17 protein-coding genes are annotated in these 19858 nt (G+C 59.4%); 14 read left to right on the top strand and 3 right to left on the bottom strand.

Features of this window, described 5'->3' with window-relative positions:
• Positions 1–88 precede the first annotated feature (88 nt).
• The 9 genes from KK078_RS22075 to KK078_RS22035 all read left to right on the top strand — a co-directional run bounded on the left by KK078_RS22075 (position 89) and on the right by KK078_RS22035 (position 8463).
• Positions 89–1096 carry a hypothetical protein gene (locus KK078_RS22075; protein ID WP_254092497.1) on the top strand — a complete coding sequence of 336 codons (1008 nt, stop codon included), beginning with the start codon at positions 89–91 and terminating at the stop codon, positions 1094–1096.
• 119 nt (positions 1097–1215) lie between these two features.
• Entirely contained in the window at positions 1216–1614 is a 399-nt protein-coding gene (locus KK078_RS22070) for a SpoIIAA family protein (protein ID WP_254092496.1), read from the top strand.
• Positions 1615–1690: 76 nt separating this feature from the next.
• Positions 1691–2314 carry a TetR/AcrR family transcriptional regulator gene (locus KK078_RS22065; protein WP_254092495.1) on the top strand — a complete coding sequence of 208 codons (624 nt, stop codon included), beginning with the start codon at positions 1691–1693 and terminating at the stop codon, positions 2312–2314.
• A gap of 57 nt (positions 2315–2371) precedes the next feature.
• Entirely contained in the window at positions 2372–3658 is a 1287-nt protein-coding gene (locus KK078_RS22060) for a TolC family protein (RefSeq protein ID WP_254092494.1), read from the top strand.
• A 14-nt stretch (positions 3659–3672) separates the two neighbouring features.
• Entirely contained in the window at positions 3673–4563 is an 891-nt protein-coding gene (locus tag KK078_RS22055; protein WP_254092493.1) for an HlyD family secretion protein, read from the top strand.
• A 2-nt stretch (positions 4564–4565) separates the two neighbouring features.
• Positions 4566–5480, top strand: a complete 915-nt coding sequence (locus tag KK078_RS22050) for an ABC transporter ATP-binding protein (RefSeq protein WP_254092492.1) — start codon at positions 4566–4568, stop codon at positions 5478–5480.
• Position 5481: 1 nt separating this feature from the next.
• Positions 5482–6222: an ABC transporter ATP-binding protein gene (locus KK078_RS22045; protein WP_254092491.1), complete on the top strand. Its 741-nt coding sequence runs from the start codon at positions 5482–5484 to the stop codon at positions 6220–6222.
• 19 nt (positions 6223–6241) lie between these two features.
• Positions 6242–7348, top strand: a complete 1107-nt coding sequence (locus KK078_RS22040; protein ID WP_254092490.1) for an ABC transporter permease — start codon at positions 6242–6244, stop codon at positions 7346–7348.
• Complete coding sequence (locus KK078_RS22035; protein WP_254092489.1) at positions 7345–8463, top strand: ABC transporter permease; 1119 nt, start codon at positions 7345–7347, stop codon at positions 8461–8463. Before KK078_RS22040 ends, KK078_RS22035 begins: the two co-directional genes overlap by 4 nt.
• A gap of 57 nt (positions 8464–8520) precedes the next feature.
• On the opposite strand, the gene KK078_RS22030 is transcribed toward KK078_RS22035, so the two are convergent.
• A complete protein-coding gene (locus tag KK078_RS22030; protein ID WP_254092488.1) occupies positions 8521–9363 on the bottom strand; it encodes an MBL fold metallo-hydrolase in 843 nt (280 codons plus the stop codon).
• Positions 9364–9475: 112 nt separating this feature from the next.
• On the opposite strand from KK078_RS22030, the gene KK078_RS22025 reads away from it, so the two are divergent.
• The 5 genes from KK078_RS22025 to KK078_RS22005 all read left to right on the top strand — a co-directional run bounded on the left by KK078_RS22025 (position 9476) and on the right by KK078_RS22005 (position 16404).
• Positions 9476–10078, top strand: a complete 603-nt coding sequence (locus KK078_RS22025; protein WP_254092487.1) for an RNA polymerase sigma-70 factor — start codon at positions 9476–9478, stop codon at positions 10076–10078.
• A gap of 97 nt (positions 10079–10175) precedes the next feature.
• Positions 10176–11177, top strand: coding sequence for a FecR family protein (locus KK078_RS22020; protein WP_254092486.1), 1002 nt, complete (start codon positions 10176–10178; stop codon positions 11175–11177).
• A 28-nt stretch (positions 11178–11205) separates the two neighbouring features.
• A complete protein-coding gene (locus KK078_RS22015; protein ID WP_254092485.1) occupies positions 11206–14253 on the top strand; it encodes a TonB-dependent receptor in 3048 nt (1015 codons plus the stop codon).
• Positions 14254–14271: 18 nt separating this feature from the next.
• Complete coding sequence (locus KK078_RS22010; RefSeq protein WP_254092484.1) at positions 14272–15309, top strand: hypothetical protein; 1038 nt, start codon at positions 14272–14274, stop codon at positions 15307–15309.
• A 6-nt stretch (positions 15310–15315) separates the two neighbouring features.
• Positions 15316–16404, top strand: a complete 1089-nt coding sequence (locus KK078_RS22005) for a phytase (RefSeq protein WP_254092483.1) — start codon at positions 15316–15318, stop codon at positions 16402–16404.
• A 211-nt stretch (positions 16405–16615) separates the two neighbouring features.
• Here the strand turns inward: KK078_RS22005 and KK078_RS22000 are convergent, their stop codons facing one another.
• Together KK078_RS22000 and KK078_RS21995 are read right to left on the bottom strand one after the other, a co-directional pair.
• A complete protein-coding gene (locus KK078_RS22000) occupies positions 16616–17026 on the bottom strand; it encodes a hypothetical protein (protein ID WP_254092482.1) in 411 nt (136 codons plus the stop codon).
• A 330-nt stretch (positions 17027–17356) separates the two neighbouring features.
• Positions 17357–19750 (bottom strand): carbohydrate-binding protein, encoded by a 2394-nt coding sequence (locus tag KK078_RS21995; protein WP_254092481.1) that lies wholly within the window; start codon positions 19748–19750, stop codon positions 17357–17359.
• Between the last annotated feature and the right edge of the window lie 108 nt (positions 19751–19858).

The following is a 19858-nucleotide window of genomic DNA, read 5'->3' as shown; positions in this document are numbered from 1 at the left end:
CGGCGTGGCGTAGTTTTTGTAATTTTCCACGGCCGGGCTATATCGCCCGGTTCAATAAATTTTTTAACATAATAGAAGAAAAAAAGGTATGAGAAAATTCGACAGTTACCGGAGAGTCATGCTCTCCCTGACGGTAGTTGGCATGCTGGCTGCTGCTTGCGACGACAACGACGAGATCGCAGTAGATCCAAATGCGGAATTCGATGTAGTGCTGGATGTTCCGTCTGAGACGAATGAAGACGTTACCGTAACTTCGAGCCAGGGCAGCATCACGGCAAAGGTACACTTCACCTCTACAGACAAGAGCATGAAGCGTTTGTACATCACTGAAAACGTCGGCGGGCAGGGTGAAGAGATCTATGAACCCAAGGAGGACATCGACCTCAAAGCCGATGGTTCCATCGATCTCACCGGCAAGAACGACGAAGATTTCGAATTTCAGTTCGAGTTGCCTGTACCTTCCGGCATCACAGCAGGTACCGTGGTATACAAGTTCTGGACAACTACCGGCAACGGCGACTTCCGTGATGTTAATCAGCGCCTGGCCGTTGGCCCTGCGACCATTACACTGGTATATGGCAGCGGTACAAACGAAGAGGCAGATGTGAAGACCTACAACGACCTGACGCTGGCGGCGCCCCTGGGTGACGGTAGCTCAGAAACGTTCGTATCACTGCTGGACGGTGAGATCTACAGAATTGACCAGGGCGTCGAATTCGTTTCGTACTGGGACTTCGGTTATGTATACCTCATGGGTGAGGACAAACATGCTACGCTGACCTCTTCATACGATTACCTCACGGAAGTGGTGAACATCCCGGTGGTGGCGAGCACCACGAAAGAGGAGCTCAACAAAACATACTTCGCTACCACGACGATGTCCTCTGAGGATTTCGATGCGGTAGACGAATCGGATGACCTGGCAAACCTGGCCGTTTCCAACCAATCGGCCCAGACGGTATCGTTCCTGGAAGTTGGCGACGTGGTTGCCTTCCAGACCCAGTACGGCAAAAAAGGTCTGATCCGCATAGACGACATTGCTCCGGGCAACGGCAGCGATGACTGGATGAAGATCGACATCAAAGTACAGCCGTAAGGCAGTCTTACCTCCTGTAAGCAATATAAAGTGAGCCGGTCAAACCGGCTCATTTTTTTTGCTATGCGTTGTATCGTTCCTCGTTTTTCGGTTCTTTGTAGTACGAAATCCCGCACGCTATGGCCGCCGTACCTCCTCCCGTCTATCAGATCTACTACGATGCCGCACAAGGATATGTCCGTATGGACTGGAACGGCTATGCCACCAGCGCCCAGTTCCGGGAAGGCACCGAATACATGCTGAAACTGCTGGTGGAGCACGGGGCGCACAAAGTACTGGCCGATATCAAGACAATGACCCTGATCGGCCAGGAGGATCAGAACTACGTGAAGTTCAACTTCCTTCCCCGTGCCATCGAACGCGGCTTTCGCGCCATCGCGCTCGTACGTCCCAGCAATTACTTCAATGCCCTCGCGGTCGAGGCCATTTCGTATCGTGTGCAACAGACCAGTGTTCAGATCCGGCTATTCGACTCGCTGGAGGAGGCCCAGACGTGGCTACAGCAGGTGTCCTGTTAATTTTTAATCATTTGATTAAAATACTTGACTAATTCCGAAACATCCACCATCTTTGTCGCGTACTTACAGGTGCACAATGGGAAAGAAGAAATCAGAGAAACAGGAGTCCAAAGACGTATCGACGGAGGAGAGGATCAAAGAAGCTGCCCGGCAGGTCTTTACCAAAAAGGGATATGCCGCTACACGCACCCGCGATATTGCCGAAGCCGCGGGGCTGAACCTGGCACTGCTGAACTATTATTTCCGCAGTAAGGAAAAGCTTTTCGAGATCGTGATGATGGAGAAGGTGCAGGCGTTGTTCGGTGTGATCGCCCCGGTGCTGAACGATGAAGAAAGCAGCCTGGAGGAAAAAATAGAGCGCCTGGTCCACAACTACCTGGACATGTTGATGAAGAACCCGGACCTGCCGCTGTTCGTGCTGAGCGAGATCCGCTACCAGCCCGAAGACCTCGCACGCAGGCTGCAGGTGGGGAAGCTGTTGCGCGAATCTGTCCTGGTAAAGCAGCTGCGCGAGCGGAAAAAGAATATACACCCCCTTCATTTTATCATGAATCTGCTGGGGATGACGCTCTTTCCGTTTGTCGGCCGGCCGATGTTCCAGCATGGTGCCGGCTTGGGGCAGAAGGAGTTTGAAGCGCTGATGGAGGAACGGAAGAAGCTGATCCCGAAATGGATCGATGCGATGCTGGGGGTGCGCTGATTTTTTTTGCTGTAGTGTTAATCAAATGATTAAATCGAATATTTAAACTATATGACCATGCGTCTTAATTTGTATTTAACCTTGATGCTGCTGGCGTTTGTGGGAAGGCCTGCGCTGGCGGCCGGTGGCTTACCGGGCGGCGATAGTTTGACACTGCAGCAGTGTTATGCGCTGGCGCGCCAGCATGCTCCGCAGGCAAAGCAGCGAACGCTGTTGCAGCAAAGTGCAGACTATACACTTGAAAACGCTGCCCGCGGGTATTTGCCGCAAGTGGGGATCTATGGGCAGGCTACCTATCAATCGGAGGTGACGCAAGTGCCGATCAGCGTCCCGGGGCAGGAGATCCCGGTGTTGTCGAAGGATCAGTATAAGCTCTATGGAGAGGTGCAGCAAACGCTCTATGACGGGGGTGTGATTCATCAGCAACGCGCGTTGACAAAGACCCAACGCCAGGCCGACCAGCAGAACGTGGAGGTGACCCTCTATGCCCTGGAAGAACGGATCAATCCGCTTTTTTTTGGTGTCCTGATCATCGACCGGCAGCGCGCGCAGAATGCCATCCTGCAGCAGGACATCCAGGCGGCGCTGGAGAAGATAGAGGCCGCGGTGCGGCTGGGCACGGCGCTTCGCAGCCAGGCGGATATACTGCGTTCGGAGTTACTCCAGGCCGCGCAGCAGGCTGTGGAGCTGCAGTCTACCCGCGAAAGCTATATCGCCATGCTGGCGTTATTCATCGGCCAGCCTATCGCTCCCGGTGTTGTGTTTGCCGAGCCGCCCGTTCCCACGGCCGTGGCGACGGATCTATACCGTCCGGAGCTGCAACAGTTCAAGTTGCAAACCGCGGTGTTCGACGTACAGGAGAAGTCACTCGCCGTCCGTAACCGCCCGCGCGTCAGCCTGTTCTTTCAGGGCGGCCTGGGGCGCCCTGCGTTGAACATGCTGAGCAACGATGTGCGGGGGTACTATATCGGCGGTCTGCGGTTGCAATGGCAACTGAGCGGCTGGTATACGGCGCGCAACGATGCGGCCCTGATCGGCATTGCCCGCCAGCAGCTGACCGTACAGGAGGAGACCTTTTTACTCCAGACGCGCGTCACCCAGGCCCGTCAATTGGCCGACGTACAAAAGTATACGGCCTTGCTGGAAACCGACGATGCCATCATTGCCTTGCGCGCGTCGGTCAAGCAGACGGCGGCCGCGCAGCTGGCAAACGGCGTCCTGGATGCGCACGACTACCTGCGCGAGGTACATGCCGAAGACCAGGCACGCCAGGCGCGCAACCTGCATGCCCTGCAGGGCCTGATGGCGCACTATGTATTACAGACCACTACCGGAAGACCATAATCCTATTCACTGTCATGAAACACATCGCTTACTGTTTATTCGTCCTTGTCGTGCTGGGCGCTTGCCGCCGCGGCGGACCGTCCTACGATGCCTCGGGCACATTCGAGGCTGTTGAAACCATCGTCTCCGCCGAGGTGACCGGCACGCTGCTGGTGTTCCAGCCGGACGAAGGCGACACGTTGCGCGCCGGTGAGCTCGTCGGCGTGATCGATAGCATTCCGTTATATCTCAAGAAGAAACAGCTCGAGGCGCAGGTACAGTCGGTGCTGGCCAACCGCCCCGACGTAGCCCGCCAGCTGGCGGCGGTGCGCGAGCAGCTGCGCCACGCCGAGCGTGAGCAGCAGCGGTTGTCGTCGCTTGTGCAGGCTGGCGCGGCCACGCAGAAGCAATACGACGATGCCGCCGCGCAGACGGAAGTCCTGCGCCGGCAGCTGGAGGCCCAGCAGTCAACGCTGTCGGTCACGAACAGCAGCCTGGCGGCGCAGACCGCGCCGCTCATCGTGCAAGTACAGCAGGTGGAGGATCAGCTCACCCGGTGCCGGATCATCAACGCGGTGAAAGGCACGGTGCTCACGACCTATGCCGAGCCGCACGAAATGGCCGTGGCCGGCAAGCCGCTCTACAAAGTCGCCGACCTGACCACGCTTACACTGCGCGCCTACATCACGGGCGACCAGCTGACGGTACTTCGCCTGCAGCAGCCCGTAACGGTCGTGGTGGACGCCCCCGACGGCGTGACGCGCACGTATCCCGGCGTGGTGACGTGGATCAGCGACCAGGCGGAGTTCACCCCCAAGACCATCCAGACCAAAGCCGAACGTGCCAACCTGGTATATGCGGTCAAGATCCGCGTCCGGAACGACGGGTATCTCAAGATCGGTATGTACGGTGAAGTAACGCTGTGATCATGGATGCCATCCGCGTAGAAAATATCACCAGGGCGTTTGGCAAAGGCCAGGCCCCGGCTGTGGACGGCGTATCGTTTACCGTAGGGGAGGGTGAGCTGTTCGGGTTGATCGGACCCGATGGCGCGGGCAAAACCACGCTCTTCCGCATCCTCATCACCTTACTGTTGCCGGACGCAGGGCATGCCAGCGTCGGTGGGCATGACGTCGTGCGCGACTATCAAAAGATCCGCAGCACGGTGGGCTATATGCCCGGCAAGTTCTCGCTGTATACCGATCTGACCGTGGAGGAGAACCTGCATTTCTTTGCCTCGGTCTTCAATACCAAAGTGTCGGATCATTACGCACTTATCCGCGACCTGTACGAGCAGATAAAACCGTTCAAGGACCGGCGTGCGGGCAAGTTGTCGGGCGGGATGAAACAAAAGCTGGCGTTGTGCTGCGCGTTGATCCACCGGCCGACGGCCCTGTTCCTCGACGAGCCCACGACCGGTGTCGACCCCGTGTCGCGCAAAGAGTTCTGGGACATGCTGGGCCGGCTGCGGGCCGAGGGGATCACGATCCTGGTCTCGACGCCCTATATGGACGAAGCCGCCCGGTGCGACCGGATCGCGCTGATCCAGCAAGGACGGATCCTGTCGGTCGACACGCCGGCGGGATTACGCGCGGGCTATCCGCACCCGCTCTACGCCGTGGGCGGCGCGCCCATGCCGGCCCTGCTGCAGCAACTGGCGCATCACCCGCAGGCGGTCAGCAGCTACGCCTTCGGGGAGTGGGCGCACGCGGCGTTTACGGCAGACCCGGGCGCGGCGGCGCTGCAAGGCTATCTCCGCGATGCGGGCCTGGCCGCGGCCTCGGTACAACCGACCGATGCGACGATCGAAGATTGCTTTATGGACCTCATGAAACGGAACTGATATGGAGCAGCCCATCATACAAGCCGATAAGCTTACCAAACGTTTCGGCGACTTTGTCGCCACCGATGCGATCACCTTTGACGTGGCCCGGGGCGAGATCTTCGGTTTCCTCGGCGCGAACGGCGCCGGCAAGACGACGGCCATGCGCATGCTCTGCGGGTTGTCCACGCCGTCGTCGGGCCGCGCGCACGTAGCAGGGTTCGACGTTGCCACGCATCCCGAAGACGTAAAGCAGAACATCGGGTATATGAGCCAGAAGTTTTCGCTTTACGAGAACCTCACCGTGGCGGAGAACATCACGTTCTTTGGCGGCATCTACGGGCTGCGCAACCCGGTGTTGCGCGACAAGCGGGAGCAGCTGCTGGCGCGACTGGAGCTGGAGCATGCCGCGGACAAGCGGGTGGGCTCGCTGCCGCTGGGGTGGAAGCAGAAGCTGGCATTTTCGGTGGCGATCCTGCACGATCCCAAGATCGTGTTCCTGGACGAGCCCACCGGCGGTGTGGATCCGTTCACGCGGCGGCAATTCTGGAACCTGCTGTACAGCGCGGCGGGGCAGGGCATCACGGTGTTCGTCACGACGCACTATATGGACGAAGCCGAATATTGCCACCGCGTCTCGATCATGGTCGACGGGCGCATGGCCGCGCTCGATACCCCGCGGCGCCTGAAGGAAACGTACGGCGCGGCGTCCATGGACGATGTCTTTTATACCCTGGCGCGCGGTGCGCAACGGGGTGAATAACACAAACACGGTTACCGACATGCAACAACTGGCACTCTTCATCCGCAAAGAATTTATACACGTGCTGCGCGACCGCCGCACGCTGCTGATCCTGTTCGGCATGCCCGTCATGCAGATCCTCATCTTTGGATTTGCGCTGAGCAACGAAGTAAAGAACGCCCGGCTGGTGGTGGTCGATCACGGTCGCGACCTCGCCACGGCGGCCCTGATCGCGCGGCTGGATGCCAGCCGGTATTTCGAGGTAGAGCAGGTGGCGCTGTCGCCGCCGGCCCTGGAAGCGACGTTCCGCCGGGGCGAGGTAAAGGTGGCGGTGGTGTTTCCGGCCCGGTTCTACGAGCAGTGGCAGCACGGCCGCGACGTGGCCGTACAGGTCATTGCCGATGCGTCGGACCCCAATACCGCCACGACGCTCACGCAGTATGTATCCGCCATTGTCTACGACCATGCCACGGAGCAACGGGAAGCCCAGGCGCTGCCGTACGGCCTTCGCGTCGAAACGCGCATGCTGTACAACCCGCAGCTGGAAGGTGCGCCGAACTATGTGCCGGGCGTGATGGCGCTGGTGCTGATGCTGGTGTGTGTGATGATGACCGCCGTCTCGATCGTGCGCGAAAAAGAGACGGGTACGCTGGAGGTGCTGCTCGTATCGCCGTTCCGCCCGGTGCTGGTGATCGTGGCCAAGGCCGTGCCGTACCTGATCCTCTCGCTGGTCAACGTCGGCACCATTCTCGTGCTCAGCACCACGGTGCTTCACGTGCCCGTGCAGGGCAACGTGCTGCTGCTGCTGGCGGAAAGTATATTGTTCATCACCACCTGTTTGGCGCTCGGCATCTTTATCTCCGTGCAGACCAGCTCGCAGCAGGTGGCCATGCTGATCTCCCTGATGGGCATGCTGCTGCCGACGATCCTGTTCAGCGGTTTTATGTTCCCCATCGAAAACATGCCGGTGCCGCTGCAGGTGATCGCCCACGCGGTGCCTGCGAAATGGTATTACATCATTGTCAAGGCCATTATGATCAAAGGCCTCGGCATCGCCGCGGTCTGGAAAGAAACCCTCGTCCTCGCCGGCATGACGGCCGGCTGGCTCTTCATCAGTGTCAAACGCTTTAACATTCGCCTCGCATGAGCATGCTTTATTTCTTATTGCAAAAAGAGTTCAGGCAGATCTTTCGCAACCGCACCATCCTGGCGGTGGTACTGGTCATGCCCCTCATCCAGCTGATCGTGCTGCCGCTGGCCGCGGACTACGAAGTCAAGAATATCAACCTGTGCATCGTCGACAACGACCGCTCGCCCGAGGCACAGCGGTTGACCCAACAGCTTACCGCCTCGGGCTATTTCCGGCTGACCGGCTATACGGCCTCGTACCCGGAAGCGCTGGCGCTGCTGGAGGCTGATCGCGCCGACGTCGTGCTGACCTTACCGCAAGACTTCGAGCGCGGGCTGATGCGCGACGGCGGGCAAACGCTGTCGCTGGCCGTCAACGCCATCAACGGTGTGAAGGCCGGATTGGGCGCGGCGTATATCACCACGATCCTGCAAACCTATAACAACGCCGTGCGTGTGCAATGGGTCCAGCCGGACCGGTTTCCCGCCACGCCCGTGCTGAAGGTGGCGCCGGTATACTGGTATAATCCCTTCCTCAACTACCGCGTGTTCATGGTGCCGGGCGTCCTGGCCGTGCTCGTGACGATGATCGGCGGCTTTTTATCGGCGCTCAACATCGTACAGGAAAAGGAGGTCGGCACGATCGAGCAGATCAATGTGTCGCCGGTGCGGAAACATTATTTTATCCTGGGCAAGCTGCTGCCGTTCTGGGTGCTCGGCAACGTGGTCTTTACGCTGGGGCTGCTGGTCGCGCGCGTGGTGTATGGCATCGTGCCGATGGGAAGTATGCCGCTGCTGTATGGATTTGTGACGCTGTACCTGTTGGCGATCCTGGGACTGGGCTTGCTCATCTCCACGTATTGTGAAACGCAGCAGCAGGCGATGCTCATTACATTCTTTTTTATGATGGTCTTCATCCTGCTGGGGGGACTTTTCACGCCCCTCGACAGCATGCCCGCGTGGGCCCGGGCGGTGGCCTATTGCAGCCCCGTGACGCATCTCATTGCGGTCATGCGCATGATCATCCTGAAGGGCAGTACGCTGCACGATGTACTTCCCGCGGCCGGGATCGTGGCGGCCATGGCGCTTGTGTTAAATACCTGGGCGATCGTACACTACCGCAAAACTTCCTAGACCCGATAGCGTGCGTTCACGCCGTTGCGTGCCGGCCATAAAGTATATAGCGTGCGCTCAGAAAAGCGACAGCTGTTGTGGTTTGGCCGGCGGCGGGATGCGCATGGCCACGGGGGTATAATTTACCGGCCCGGTGCTCGTGATGTGATATACCGGTGTCTCGATATACCGCGACGCCACGACGATCTCCGTCGCACCCGCTTCGCGGCGGAAGAGCTCGTGCACCAGGTCGGGGCGGTTGTTGTCTTTCGATAAGTGCGATAAGAACAAATGGCTCATGAACGGCGGCCGGTATTCGGTGAACAACCGCAGGGCCTGGGTGTTGGAAAGATGGCCGAGGCCGCCGCGGATGCGGTTCTTTAAAAAATACGGATACTTACCCCGCTCCAGCATCTCCTCGTCGTAGTTGGCTTCCAGGAATGCGGCGTGGCATTGCTGGAAATAATGGATGAGGTGTTCGCAGGGCAGTCCCAGGTCGGTGAACACGCCCACGGTCACGTCGCCGCAGCGGATGATGAAGCTGTGTGGGTCGCAGGCATCGTGCAGCTTGGGAAACGCGGTGATGGAGAGGTTGCCGATCGTCACGGGCATAAAAGCCTGAAATGCCTGCACGTATTCTTCCTGCAGCGTGAGGCGTCCTTCCAGGCGTGTGCGCGGGGTGACGTACACCGGCAGGCGATAACGCGCCGACAGCTTGTGAACGCCGTGGATGTGGTCGGAGTGTTCGTGCGAAATGAAGATCGCTTTGACGCTGCGCATCGACAGGCCCAGGCGGGTCATGCGTCGCTCCACTTCGCGGCAGGAGATGCCGGCGTCGATCAGCACCGCTTCCTCCGCGTTGCCTACGTAGTAGCAGTTTCCGTTGCTGCCGGAATTGAGGGAAGCGGTAAAAAGCGACATGACGCAAAAATAACACCCCGGCGGCTTGTGTCCACCGAAAAATTTGATGATTTCATAATACGCTGAGTTTGGGCACGGTACGCCGGCATATGACCTTTGCCAGCACCCGCCCGTGCAGTCTCCCGAACACGATATTGCGCTTTTTCAACGCATCCGCGCCGACGATCGTGTGGCCCTGAACGCGCTGTTCGCGCAATATTATCAGAAGCTTTGCGGTTTTGCGTACACCTACCTTCGAAACACCGACGAGGCCGAAGAGGCTGTTTCCGATGTATTTTTTACCCTGTGGCGCCACCGCCACCAGCTTTCCATCGATAAGAACCTGAAGGCGTATCTGTACACGTCGGTGCGCCATGCGGCGCTCGCGGTGCTGCGCGCGCGCAGGCCGGCGCTGGAAGATGCGGACGACAGCGGGCTGGTGGAAACCCTGGCGGATACACGCGATCCGGAAAGCGCCCTGGCGTATGATGAATTGCGCCAGCATATCGATGCGGCCGTGGATACGTTGCCGCCGCGGTGCCGGCAGATCTTTTTGATGAGCCGGATGGAGGCACTTACGTATCGGGAGATCAGCGAGGTGCTGGGAATCTCGGAGAAGACGGTGGAGAATCAATTAGTGAAGGCGCTGGGGTTGCTGCGGACGGCGATCCGGCAGTATGGGTTGGTGGTTATTGTGATGTCGACGGAGTTGGCGGGGGTCTTTTTGACGTTGTAGCCAGTTAATACACGCTTAATGTTTTCATAATATGGACGCGTAGTGGGGGTAGCGGCAAAAACTACTCTTCCGGGTATAGTATCGACTTGCCATGCCTATGGAACATTCTGTGCCTGAACACCTCATCGTTCGTTACCTGTCGCGTGAGGCTACGCCGGCTGAACAAGAGGCTTTGTTTGACTGGGTGGCCGCGGATGAGCGGCACCAGCAATTGTTTCATGAGTGGGTGACGGCGTGGGAGCAGAAGCTTCCTTATAATGAGGCCTTTCATCTTTCGCCGGCGTTGGCGAAGCTCAACCGCCGCATCGATGCATACGACCCGGTATTGACGGAGCCCGCGGAGGTACGTACGATATCCCTCACATGGTGGAAGGTGGCTGCCTCGGTGGCGCTGTTCATTGCCGCCGGCCTGGGTATATATTATTATTCAACGCATCCAACCGCTCAGCCGGTGGACGTGGCGTATGCGGTTCACCGCACGGCGGGCGTGCAACAGACCGTTACCCTGGCCGATGGTTCGGTCGTGACGCTGAACGCCCACGCGCTGTTGCGGTATCCCACTACGTTTGACGGCGCTACGCGCGAAGTATACCTCGAAGGAGAGGCATTCTTTTCGGTGGCCCGCGACGAAGCCCATCCCTTTATCATTCATACGGGCGCGCTCACCACGCAGGTGCTGGGCACCTCTTTCGATGTGCGCAGCGGGGCGGATGCGGTGACCGTGAGCGTTGCCACGGGCAAGGTGCAGGTGCGCCACGGCGACAAAGCGCACATCCTGCTGCCCGACGATCAGCTGGTGTACGATGTACGACGCCGTACCGCGCGCACGGGCAAGGTCAACCTCGTGGCGGAGCTTGCGTGGATGCAGCGCGTGCTGGTGTTTGACGACCTGTCGCTGGAGGAAGCGGCGAAAAAATTGCAGGCCGCCTACGGTGTGCGCGTGGTATTGGAAAATGCCGCGCTGCGGCGGTGTGTCATCACCGGCCGCTATACCAACCAACCCCTGGAAAAAGTACTGAAGGCCATGGCCTATACCATCGGCATACGCTATACCCTGCGCGACAACACCGTCACCGTAACCGGCAAGGGTTGTGACTGATCTTATACTATATCTAACCAAATACTTTATGGCTACACGTTTACTCACTTTGCGACACGCGGTCCTGCGATGGCTGCGACCGGTATTGGCCGGGCTACTGCTGTCGTGGCTCAGCGTCCACGCGCTGCCCGCCGGGGCGGCCGCGGCGCAGGACATCTACCAGGTCCGCATCCAGGTAGCGGTACAGAACACTTCGTTGAAAGAGCTCTTTACGATCATTGAAGACCGCACCGATTTTACCTTTACGTATAGCAGCCGCAAGATCAACCTGGCGCGACGGCTGACCTTGTCGGGGGCCTACCAAAACCTGGGCGTGCTGCTGGAAGCGGTGGCGGCACAGGCAAACCTGCAGATCAAACAGCTCGACGAACAGCTGCTGGTGAAAGCCGCTCCCATCGTGGCGCCCCGCGCGGCACGGGTGGGCGTGGTGCGCGGCCGCGTAGTGGACGACCAGCTCAAGACGGTGTTGCCGGGCGCGACGGTGTATCAGAAGGGGACTAGCAACGGTACGACGACCGATGTGAACGGCGAGTTCACGCTGCGCGTGCCGGCCGGCGAGGCGGAAATAGAGGTGACCTACATCGGCTACCGCACGTATTCCGAAATGGTCGCCGTGCCGGAGGATGGCGCTGTGCAGGTCGACTTTAACATGGTGAGCGACATCACGCAGTTGCAGTTCATTACCGTTACCGGTGTACTGCAGGGACAGCAGCGTGCGCTGAACCAGCAGAAAACAGCCGACAACATTCGCAACGTGGTGAGCGCCGACCAGATCGGTCGTTTCCCCGACCCGAACGTAGCGGAGGCGTTGCAACGCGTGCCCGCGGTCAACATCGAGCGCGACCAGGGCGAAGGCCGCTACGTGCTGGTGCGCGGCCTGGCGCCGCAGTTCACCAACATCAGCATCAACGGTGAGCAGATCCCGTCGCCCGAGGCCGGTGTGCGTTATGTGGCGCTGGATGCCGTGCCCGCCGATCAGCTGGCGTCGATCGAAGTCAGCAAGGCCATTACGCCCGACATGGACGGCGACGCCATCGGCGGTTCGGTCAACCTGGTCACGCGCACGGCGCAGTCGGAGCAGCTCAACATCAGCTCGTCGGCCCTGGCGGGGTATAACAACATCAGCGGCAAGACCAACTTTCAGGGGTCGCTGGAACTGAGCCGCCGCCTGTTCGCCAACAAGCTCGGCATCATGCTCAACGGCAGCTACTACGCCACCGAGCGCGGCTCGGAAGACTGGGAGCGCGACGACAACGACCTGGAGCTGCGGGACTACGCCCTGTCGCGCACCCGCACCGGTTTGAGCAGCACGATCGACTACAAGCTCAGCGAACAGCACAGCCTGTACTTCCGCACACTCTACAACCGGTTTACGGACCGCGAGGTCCGCGGCCGCTATGTCTTTGTGCCCCATGTGGACGACTCGCCGTTCGAGGACAACACCGTCGAGCGCCTGACCAAGAACCGTCTTGAAAAACAATATGTGATCAGCTATAACCTCGGCGCAAAGCACACCTTCGGCGGTTTCAACCTGGACTATGAAGCATCCTTTTCGGAAGCCGTCCAGGATACGCCGTTCGACATCGAGGTGGGCAGCACCAGCGAAGTGGACCAGCTGTCCATCGACTTCGACAGCGACCCCGATTTTCCGACGATCACCCTCGACGACCAACCGAATGCACAACGTACCAATGCCTACCTCGACAATTCCCGATACGAATTTGACGAGGTGACAATGGGCAAGACCTATGCCAGGGACCGTAACAAAACGGCGAAGTTCAACATCGGTGTACCCTATAAGGCGGGCGAGAGCGACGGTCTGCTGAAGTTCGGCGGCAAGGTTCGCCTGAAAGAAAAGTCGTATGATATTACGGAGAACGTCTTTGGCTACACCGGCGCGAACGACCTCACGCTCGATCAGTATGCGGGCGGCGACTACAACAAACACTTCCTGAACGACCGGTATAGCATGAACCCGCACGCGGACGCCGAGAAGTTCGTGCGATTCTTCAACACCCATCGCGAGGACTTCGAGCTGTCGGTGGAAGACAAGCTGGCCACCGAAGCGGCCGAAGCCTATACGGCCAGCGAAGATGTGTATGCCGGATATGTCATGACGCGTATTCAGCGCGACAAGCTCATGCTGCTCGGCGGTGTTCGCTATGAATATACCGATGTGGCGTATACGTCCTACAATGTTATCAACGAAACGGAGATCCTTCCCGGGAAAGGCGGACGCAACTATGGCTTCCTGCTGCCGCAGCTGCATGTGAAGTATAAGCTGAACGAAGACCTGAACCTGCGGGCGGCGGTTACACGCAGCTACGCCCGTCCCAATTTCAGCGACATCGTGCCGGCGCAGGAGATCAATATCAACGAGGGCGAAGGCACGATCGGCAATGCGCGACTGAAGCCCATATCGGCCACGAACGTCGACGTGCTGGCGGAGAAATACTTTGGCACCGTCGGGATCCTGTCGGGAGGTGTGTTCTATAAGAAATTAGGAGACTTTATTTTCAGCCGCAACTTCGACTCCGATATATATCCGGGCTCGCAGGGTGAGACGATCCGTCTTACACAGGCGCAGAACGGCGAAAGCGCCGACCTCTTTGGTTTTGAGGTGGCCTACCAGCAGAACCTTACCTTCCTGCCGGGCATTCTGAAGGGTATGAGCGTGTATGCGAACTATACCATGACCTCGTCCAACGCGCGCATCCAGTCGCGCGAGAACCCCGACGATGAAGAGGAGATCCGCCTGCCGGGCCAGGCACGCCACGTGGGCAACCTGTCGCTGGGCTACGAGCTGGGCCGCGTGAACGTGCGCCTGTCGGCGAACTTCAACGGCGAGTATATCAGCGAGATCGGCGGCGACGCCCGTGAGGACCTGTATGTAAAGGACCGCCTGCAGCTGGACGCCACGGCCACGATTACGCTCACGCCGCGCCTGCGCTTCTTTACCGAGTTCCTGAACCTCACCAACCAGCCGTTCGAGGTATACCAGGGCAACGAATCGCACTACATCCAACGCGAGTTCTACTCGTGGTGGACGCGTGCCGGTGTGAAATTCGATCTTTAATCCACAATGACAGTGACCATGAAAAAATATATTCGTAACGCTTCGCTCTTCGCCCTCGCCCTGACGTTCGCGGCGTGCGTTGACAACTCGCTGGAAGAAACGCCCAACGATGACAACTTCCCGCTGCAGCTCGTGCTCGACGCCGAAGAAGGCGCGGACCTGGCCGATGCCGAAGACTATGGCGTGGAGATCAAATTTGCCGACCACCTGCCCGGCACATCCCTGCCGGCCACGACGCTGACGCTGGAGTATAGTATCGAAGACCTCGACGGCACGATGGAAGGTGCCGTGGCGGTCGACAAGGTAGTATACGAAGTGGAGCTCGACGACTGCACCTATGAACGGGAGCTGGACTTTACGGCTTCGGCCGACGGCCTGCGCGGTACGATCACGATCGCGCCCGACGCCGACCTGGGCACGGTGCCCGAGTCGTTCGAGGTGGTGTTTACCTTGCCCGGCGCCGACGACACCGAGGGCGGTTTTACCGTTGTGTTCTCCAACCTCACGACCACGGAGCCGGTACTGCTCGGCTCGCCGCGCGCGTTTGCCTACGAGGTGCTCGACAACGACGTTGCCGGTGAATGGGAATTGGAGATCGCCACGGAAGAAGAATTCGAGCAGTTCAAGCAACTGTTCGGCCCGGTGAATCCCGGCCTGGACGCGCTTTCGTTCGAAGACATCACCGGCAAGGTCACCGCCGGGTTCGAGTTCGAGGAGATGAAGTTCATCCTGGAGCTGGCCGAAACGGAAGAGGTCACGACCTGCGAAGACGGCGCGTCTGAAACCGAGACGGAAAACAAAGTGATCGAGATCGAAGCGGAATACGATGCCGACGACGGCGAGCTGGAGTTCGAAGGCAGCCATCCCATTATCGGCGACAATGGCCTGGTGGAAGACGAGCTGGACTTCCTGGCGGAAGCCGAATATACACAGGACGAAGCCGGCGAAACCCTTTCGATCCGTTTCTTTTCCCTGGTGGACGAAGACAATTTTGCCGAAGGCGAGGAGCTCTTCCGCGACGACAACGGTGTAACCTTTACTTTTGAGAAAGACTAACCCAGCATGAGATACTACACGCACTACCTGATCCTATCCCTTTGCCTTCTTGGGCTGGCTTGCCAGCCTAAGAGGGCCCTCTCGCCTGCAGAAGCCGATACCCTGGCCGTGGTAAAGCCGGTCTTTGCCTCTGACCCGGTGCGGCACGACAGCGATGACCCGGCCCTCTGGATCAACCCCGCCGACCCGGCCCAAAGCCTCATCCTCGGCACCGACAAGGGCGGCGACGCGGGTGACGGCGCCCTGTATGTCTTCGACCTGCAAGGCCACGAGGTGGCCGGCAAGACCGTGCACGGCATTCGCCGGCCCAACAACGTGGACGTGGCCTACGGCCTGACCGTGGCCGGACAAAAGACGGACATCGCTGTTTGTACCGAGCGCAATACCAATTCTATCCGCGTGTTCAGCGTGCCCGCGCTGCAAGCGATCGACGGCGGCGGCATTCCGGTCTTCGAAGGCGACTCCCTGCGCGCGCCCATGGGTGTGGCGTTGTATACCGAACCGGCCACGGGCGCGATCTATGCCATCGTGGGACGCAAGACCGGCCCGACCGACGGCACATACCTGTGGCAATACCTGTTGGAGGACAACGGCCAGGGTGTTGTAAAGGGCACGCTGGTGCGGAAGGTTGGCGTCTATAGCGGCAAAAACGAGATCGAATCGATCGCGGTAGACAATGAGCTCGGCTATCTGTATTGCTCGGATGAAGGGGTAGGGGTGCGGAAGTATTATGCACACCCGGACAGTACTACGCGCGAGCTGGCGCTCTTTGCGACCTCAGGCTTTGCGGATAACCATGAAGGCATTTCGATCTACAAGCAGGAGGGAGGGAAGGGGTATATTCTGGTCTCCGATCAGCAAGCGCACCGCTTTCAGATCTTCGCTCGTGAAGGGACGGCGGGAAATCCGCATGAGCACCCATTGCTGCGGATTGTAAATACTTCGACGGTAGAGAGCGACGGTAGCGACGTAACGAGTATGCCGTTACCGGGATTTCCGCAGGGGATGTTTGTGGCGATGAGCGATGATAAGACGTTTCAGTTTTACCGGTGGGAGGATATTTGGGGAAAGGCTTTGGTGGCCCGCCGTCGCTGAAGCTATGGCGGGCAAGCCCCAGGTTACGACTCCCCTCGGTATCGGGCTCGGTATCTGGCGCCGGTGTTTAGCGCCCAAAGGCCGGCCAACGCCGGGGATATAGCAGAGATGTAGCACTGTTCCGGCAGTGTTGTCGCACAGTTGAAGCAGCTATAGGGGCGCTGCTATATCGCTGCTTCAACGGTGGCCGGAAGGTGGGTTGATGCCGCCACTACCGTGCCTGATCCTGGCTTTTGCCGACGCGCAGCTCGAGTGCGAGGAGGACGTTGACGAAGAAGATAAAGGTCAGAAGGGCAAGTTGGGTGTAATCGGTATAATTCCGGGCTACGGTCATGGCCAGGTGCGCGCCGTTCAGCACGCCCAGGAAGATCGCCCACACAAATGAGAACCACTGGAACGGGCGGTTGAAGCTCAGCACCGTAAGCGTGCCGATCAGCAGGGAGCCGATCTCCAGCACGATGCGCATGACGTGGAGGTTGAGGGGGATGACACCGGTGGCTTCGTGGCCGGGAGAGAGAACCGGGGCGCCGTAGCGGATGGCCGTCAGCTCGTAGTAGCCGTGCAAGACATAGCACATGCCGATGAGGACCCAGAAGAAAGCAATTTTAGACGATTGGTTCATGGCAGGAAAGATAGGGACGAAAACAGGCCTTTTCGGGCTGCGCGTAGGGACGAGGTATGTTTTTGCCACAGAATGACGGATCCCACGTATCCATTCTTCGCTCTCGCTCTCACACCCGATGGATATCGGGTCACGCTGTTAAACTCCAGCACCCGCTTGCGTCCTGGCGTCGAATGAGGGAGCAATCGAAGGGGAGCCAGGATACAAGAAGGGCGACTGGTTGTTTAGCTTGCCTGCCTGCTGGGAGGCACGTAAGGGAAGCCGGCACCCCGATCAGGGGCGCCGGCTCAGGTTTTGGGGTTTAGGGCCTGCCGTTGGCCGGCAGGTAATTTATTCTTTGATGAACTTCTTCACCGCGCGTTTTGCGCCGTTCTGCAGCTGGAGAATGTAAAGTCCGGGCTTCAGTGCCGAGACGTCGGCGGAGTTGTTCTGGAGCTGCAGCTCGACGGTTTTACCGTTCTGGTCGATCACGCGGGCCTTGCCCTGGTCGCCGCCGTCCCAGGCCGTTACGGTCAGGACGTTGCGTACCGGATTGGGGTATACGTTCAGCGACGACAGTTCCAGCGCTGCGGACGTGCCCGACGGGGCGGCGGCCTCGAAGGTCGGTGCCGCGGCACCGGCGCTGGTGATGCGGATCCAGTTGATGTTCCAGCCACCCGTCTGTGCATAGAGGCCCAGGCTGTGCGTGCCGGCCGGGACGGTTACCGTGTGCGATACGGTGGTCCAGGTCTGCCAGCCGCCGGTGGCGGGAATGTCGCGGTAGCCCAGCACGGTAGCGCCGGCGTTGATGTCAACCGACAGCTGTCCGCCGGTGGATTCGCTCGCCACACGATATTCAATGGTATAGGTACCGGTTGTCGGGAAGGTGATGCCGCTGTAGGCTATCCAGTCACCGGTTTCGATATAGCCTACGTTCTGGCCGCCTTCCGTGCAGGCCTCGGTCTGGACACCCGACATGGACGTAAAGCTTTCGGCTTCGATCACCGTGCTGGCCGCGGTGGTCCGCGCGATGCGGATCGAGCTGGTCAGGTCGTTGAAGTTGTCGTCCACCAGACAGGCGTCGTCGCCGGTCTTCACCACGGTCGTGCCGGTGTAGTTGTTGTCGAGGTACAGCGTTACCTGGTAGCCGGCTTGTACGCGCAGCGACGACACGTCGTCATTGACGATGCCGCGGGCTTGCAGGTCGGTTACGAGGTAGTTGCCTTCGGGCAGGGCGACGGCATAGCCGCCGTAGTTACAATCTTTGTAGAAGGTTGCCACGCCGTTGTTGCCGGTCGGGGGAACGATGCGGCCCGTGACGGTATAGCTGCCCAGCGATGCGTAGTCGGAGTAGCCGTTGGTGGCGGGGTCGCCGGCGCCGGTGCCGTCGACCGCGATATAGTATACGCCGGCGTCGAGGTAGGCATCCAGGTGCGTTTGCAGGCCGCTGCCGTTGAAGGTGCCGATCTGTGCGCCCGATTTACCTTCGTAGAGGCGTACGAGCACGTCGAGGTCGCCGTGGCGCGATACGGTGTTGATGTCCATCGAGATGGAGCCCGTGCCGGTGTTGAAAGAGAAGAAGTCGACGTCGGCGGTGCGCTCGATCACGCCCGTGCGGGCGGACAGGTTCCCGGTGGCATCGGCGGCCAGTACGCTGGCGGCGTTGGACGCGTTGCCGTGGTCGTCATTGCGGAACTGGATGAAGCGCGTCATCACGGTCAGGTCGTCTTCCTTGTTATTGGCGGCGTTGTATTCGCCTTTGCTCCACTGTGTGATGGGCTCATAGTAGCCTACGCCCATGATCGGGGCCCAGTCGCCGTGGCCGGCAAAGTAGCCTTCGTTGGGGTTGGTGCGGCCGTCGTGGCCGAGGCCGACGGTGTGGCCGATCTCGTGGGCACCGGCCTCACCGGCACCTTTGCCGCTGAGCACAAATACCCAGCACGGCCAGTCCTGGTAGCCGAAGCCGCCTACGAATGCCACGCCACCGGCGCCGGGCGCGGCCGTGTTGGTGGGCGTGAACACGCAGCGCTGGCGGCGGTTCACCGCATAGGAGTTATAGACCGCTTCGTTGGTGGTGATGTTGATGTTGTAGGGGCGGAAGTCTTCGCTGATCACTTCCCAGGCCTCTTGTACAGCGGCATCGCTCATGCCCGACGGCGCGGCGTTGATGGGGTTACCGTTGTTCCAGCCGGTACCGGCCGGCATGTTGTAGCCGTCGAAGTCGAGGAACACCACGGCGTTGGCGCCCGGCAAGCTCTGCAGATTGTTCAACGCCATCACTACCGGACCCGGCTCGGCGGCCGCGGCGCGGGCTTCCGGCTTGGTGGGACGCGTATAGTCCAGGCACAATACCTGGTCGATGTCTTTGGCCTGCAGGTAGGCGTTGCCCGCGGCGTCGGAAATATACTCGTAGGCTACACGCTGGTCTTTCAGGATGATGTTGCCGCGCAGCGTGTTGTTCTGCACGTGCAGGAAGAACGAGCTGTTCTGCAGATCCTGTACGCTGCCGACGATCATCACATCGCCGGTGTTCGGCTGGCTGCGGTGGTTGATGTTGAGCTGCACCCCTGCACGGCCGGGCAGGGCGGTTTGCAGCGATGCAGCGCCCCGCTGGCCGGCGCCGGGCACCAACGATCTCTTCAGTTCGGATACTGTGCCCAGCGATATCTTATCCTGGGCGCCCGCGGTATACATTCCCGCGAGCAGGACACATACCGCCGTCAATTTTGTAAAAGGATACTTCATAGTGTGTTTTTTTGGTTGAGACGAGAGAACACACCCGATAACCATCGGGTCGATCAAGACCAGCTATGGCGCAATGCTCGGCATCCCCGGGGCAAATGTGAAAAGCGA

Origin of the sequence: Dawidia soli, assembly GCF_018598185.1 — a bacterium.
Lineage (GTDB): Bacteria > Bacteroidota > Bacteroidia > Cytophagales > Cyclobacteriaceae > Ohtaekwangia > Ohtaekwangia soli.
The sequence above is the reverse complement of the archived record's forward strand: the minus strand, read 5'-3'. Positions and strand labels throughout refer to the sequence as shown.

Bases quoted from the DNA above. Each gene is read 5' to 3' on its own strand.
- KK078_RS22075 (WP_254092497.1), top strand. From the start codon at position 89: ATGAGAAAATTCGACAGTTACCGGAGAGTCATGCTCTCCCTGACGGTA.
- KK078_RS22070 (WP_254092496.1), top strand. From the start codon at position 1,216: ATGGCCGCCGTACCTCCTCCCGTCTATCAGATCTACTACGATGCCGCA.
- KK078_RS22065 (WP_254092495.1), top strand. From the start codon at position 1,691: ATGGGAAAGAAGAAATCAGAGAAACAGGAGTCCAAAGACGTATCGACG.
- KK078_RS22060 (WP_254092494.1), top strand. From the start codon at position 2,372: ATGCGTCTTAATTTGTATTTAACCTTGATGCTGCTGGCGTTTGTGGGA.
- KK078_RS22055 (WP_254092493.1), top strand. From the start codon at position 3,673: ATGAAACACATCGCTTACTGTTTATTCGTCCTTGTCGTGCTGGGCGCT.
- KK078_RS22050 (WP_254092492.1), top strand. From the start codon at position 4,566: ATGGATGCCATCCGCGTAGAAAATATCACCAGGGCGTTTGGCAAAGGC.
- KK078_RS22045 (WP_254092491.1), top strand. From the start codon at position 5,482: ATGGAGCAGCCCATCATACAAGCCGATAAGCTTACCAAACGTTTCGGC.
- KK078_RS22040 (WP_254092490.1), top strand. From the start codon at position 6,242: ATGCAACAACTGGCACTCTTCATCCGCAAAGAATTTATACACGTGCTG.
- KK078_RS22035 (WP_254092489.1), top strand. From the start codon at position 7,345: ATGAGCATGCTTTATTTCTTATTGCAAAAAGAGTTCAGGCAGATCTTT.
- KK078_RS22030 (WP_254092488.1), bottom strand. From the start codon at position 9,363: ATGTCGCTTTTTACCGCTTCCCTCAATTCCGGCAGCAACGGAAACTGC.
- KK078_RS22020 (WP_254092486.1), top strand. From the start codon at position 10,176: ATGGAACATTCTGTGCCTGAACACCTCATCGTTCGTTACCTGTCGCGT.
- KK078_RS22015 (WP_254092485.1), top strand. From the start codon at position 11,206: ATGGCTACACGTTTACTCACTTTGCGACACGCGGTCCTGCGATGGCTG.
- KK078_RS22010 (WP_254092484.1), top strand. From the start codon at position 14,272: ATGAAAAAATATATTCGTAACGCTTCGCTCTTCGCCCTCGCCCTGACG.
- KK078_RS22005 (WP_254092483.1), top strand. From the start codon at position 15,316: ATGAGATACTACACGCACTACCTGATCCTATCCCTTTGCCTTCTTGGG.
- KK078_RS22000 (WP_254092482.1), bottom strand. From the start codon at position 17,026: ATGAACCAATCGTCTAAAATTGCTTTCTTCTGGGTCCTCATCGGCATG.
- KK078_RS21995 (WP_254092481.1), bottom strand. From the start codon at position 19,750: ATGAAGTATCCTTTTACAAAATTGACGGCGGTATGTGTCCTGCTCGCG.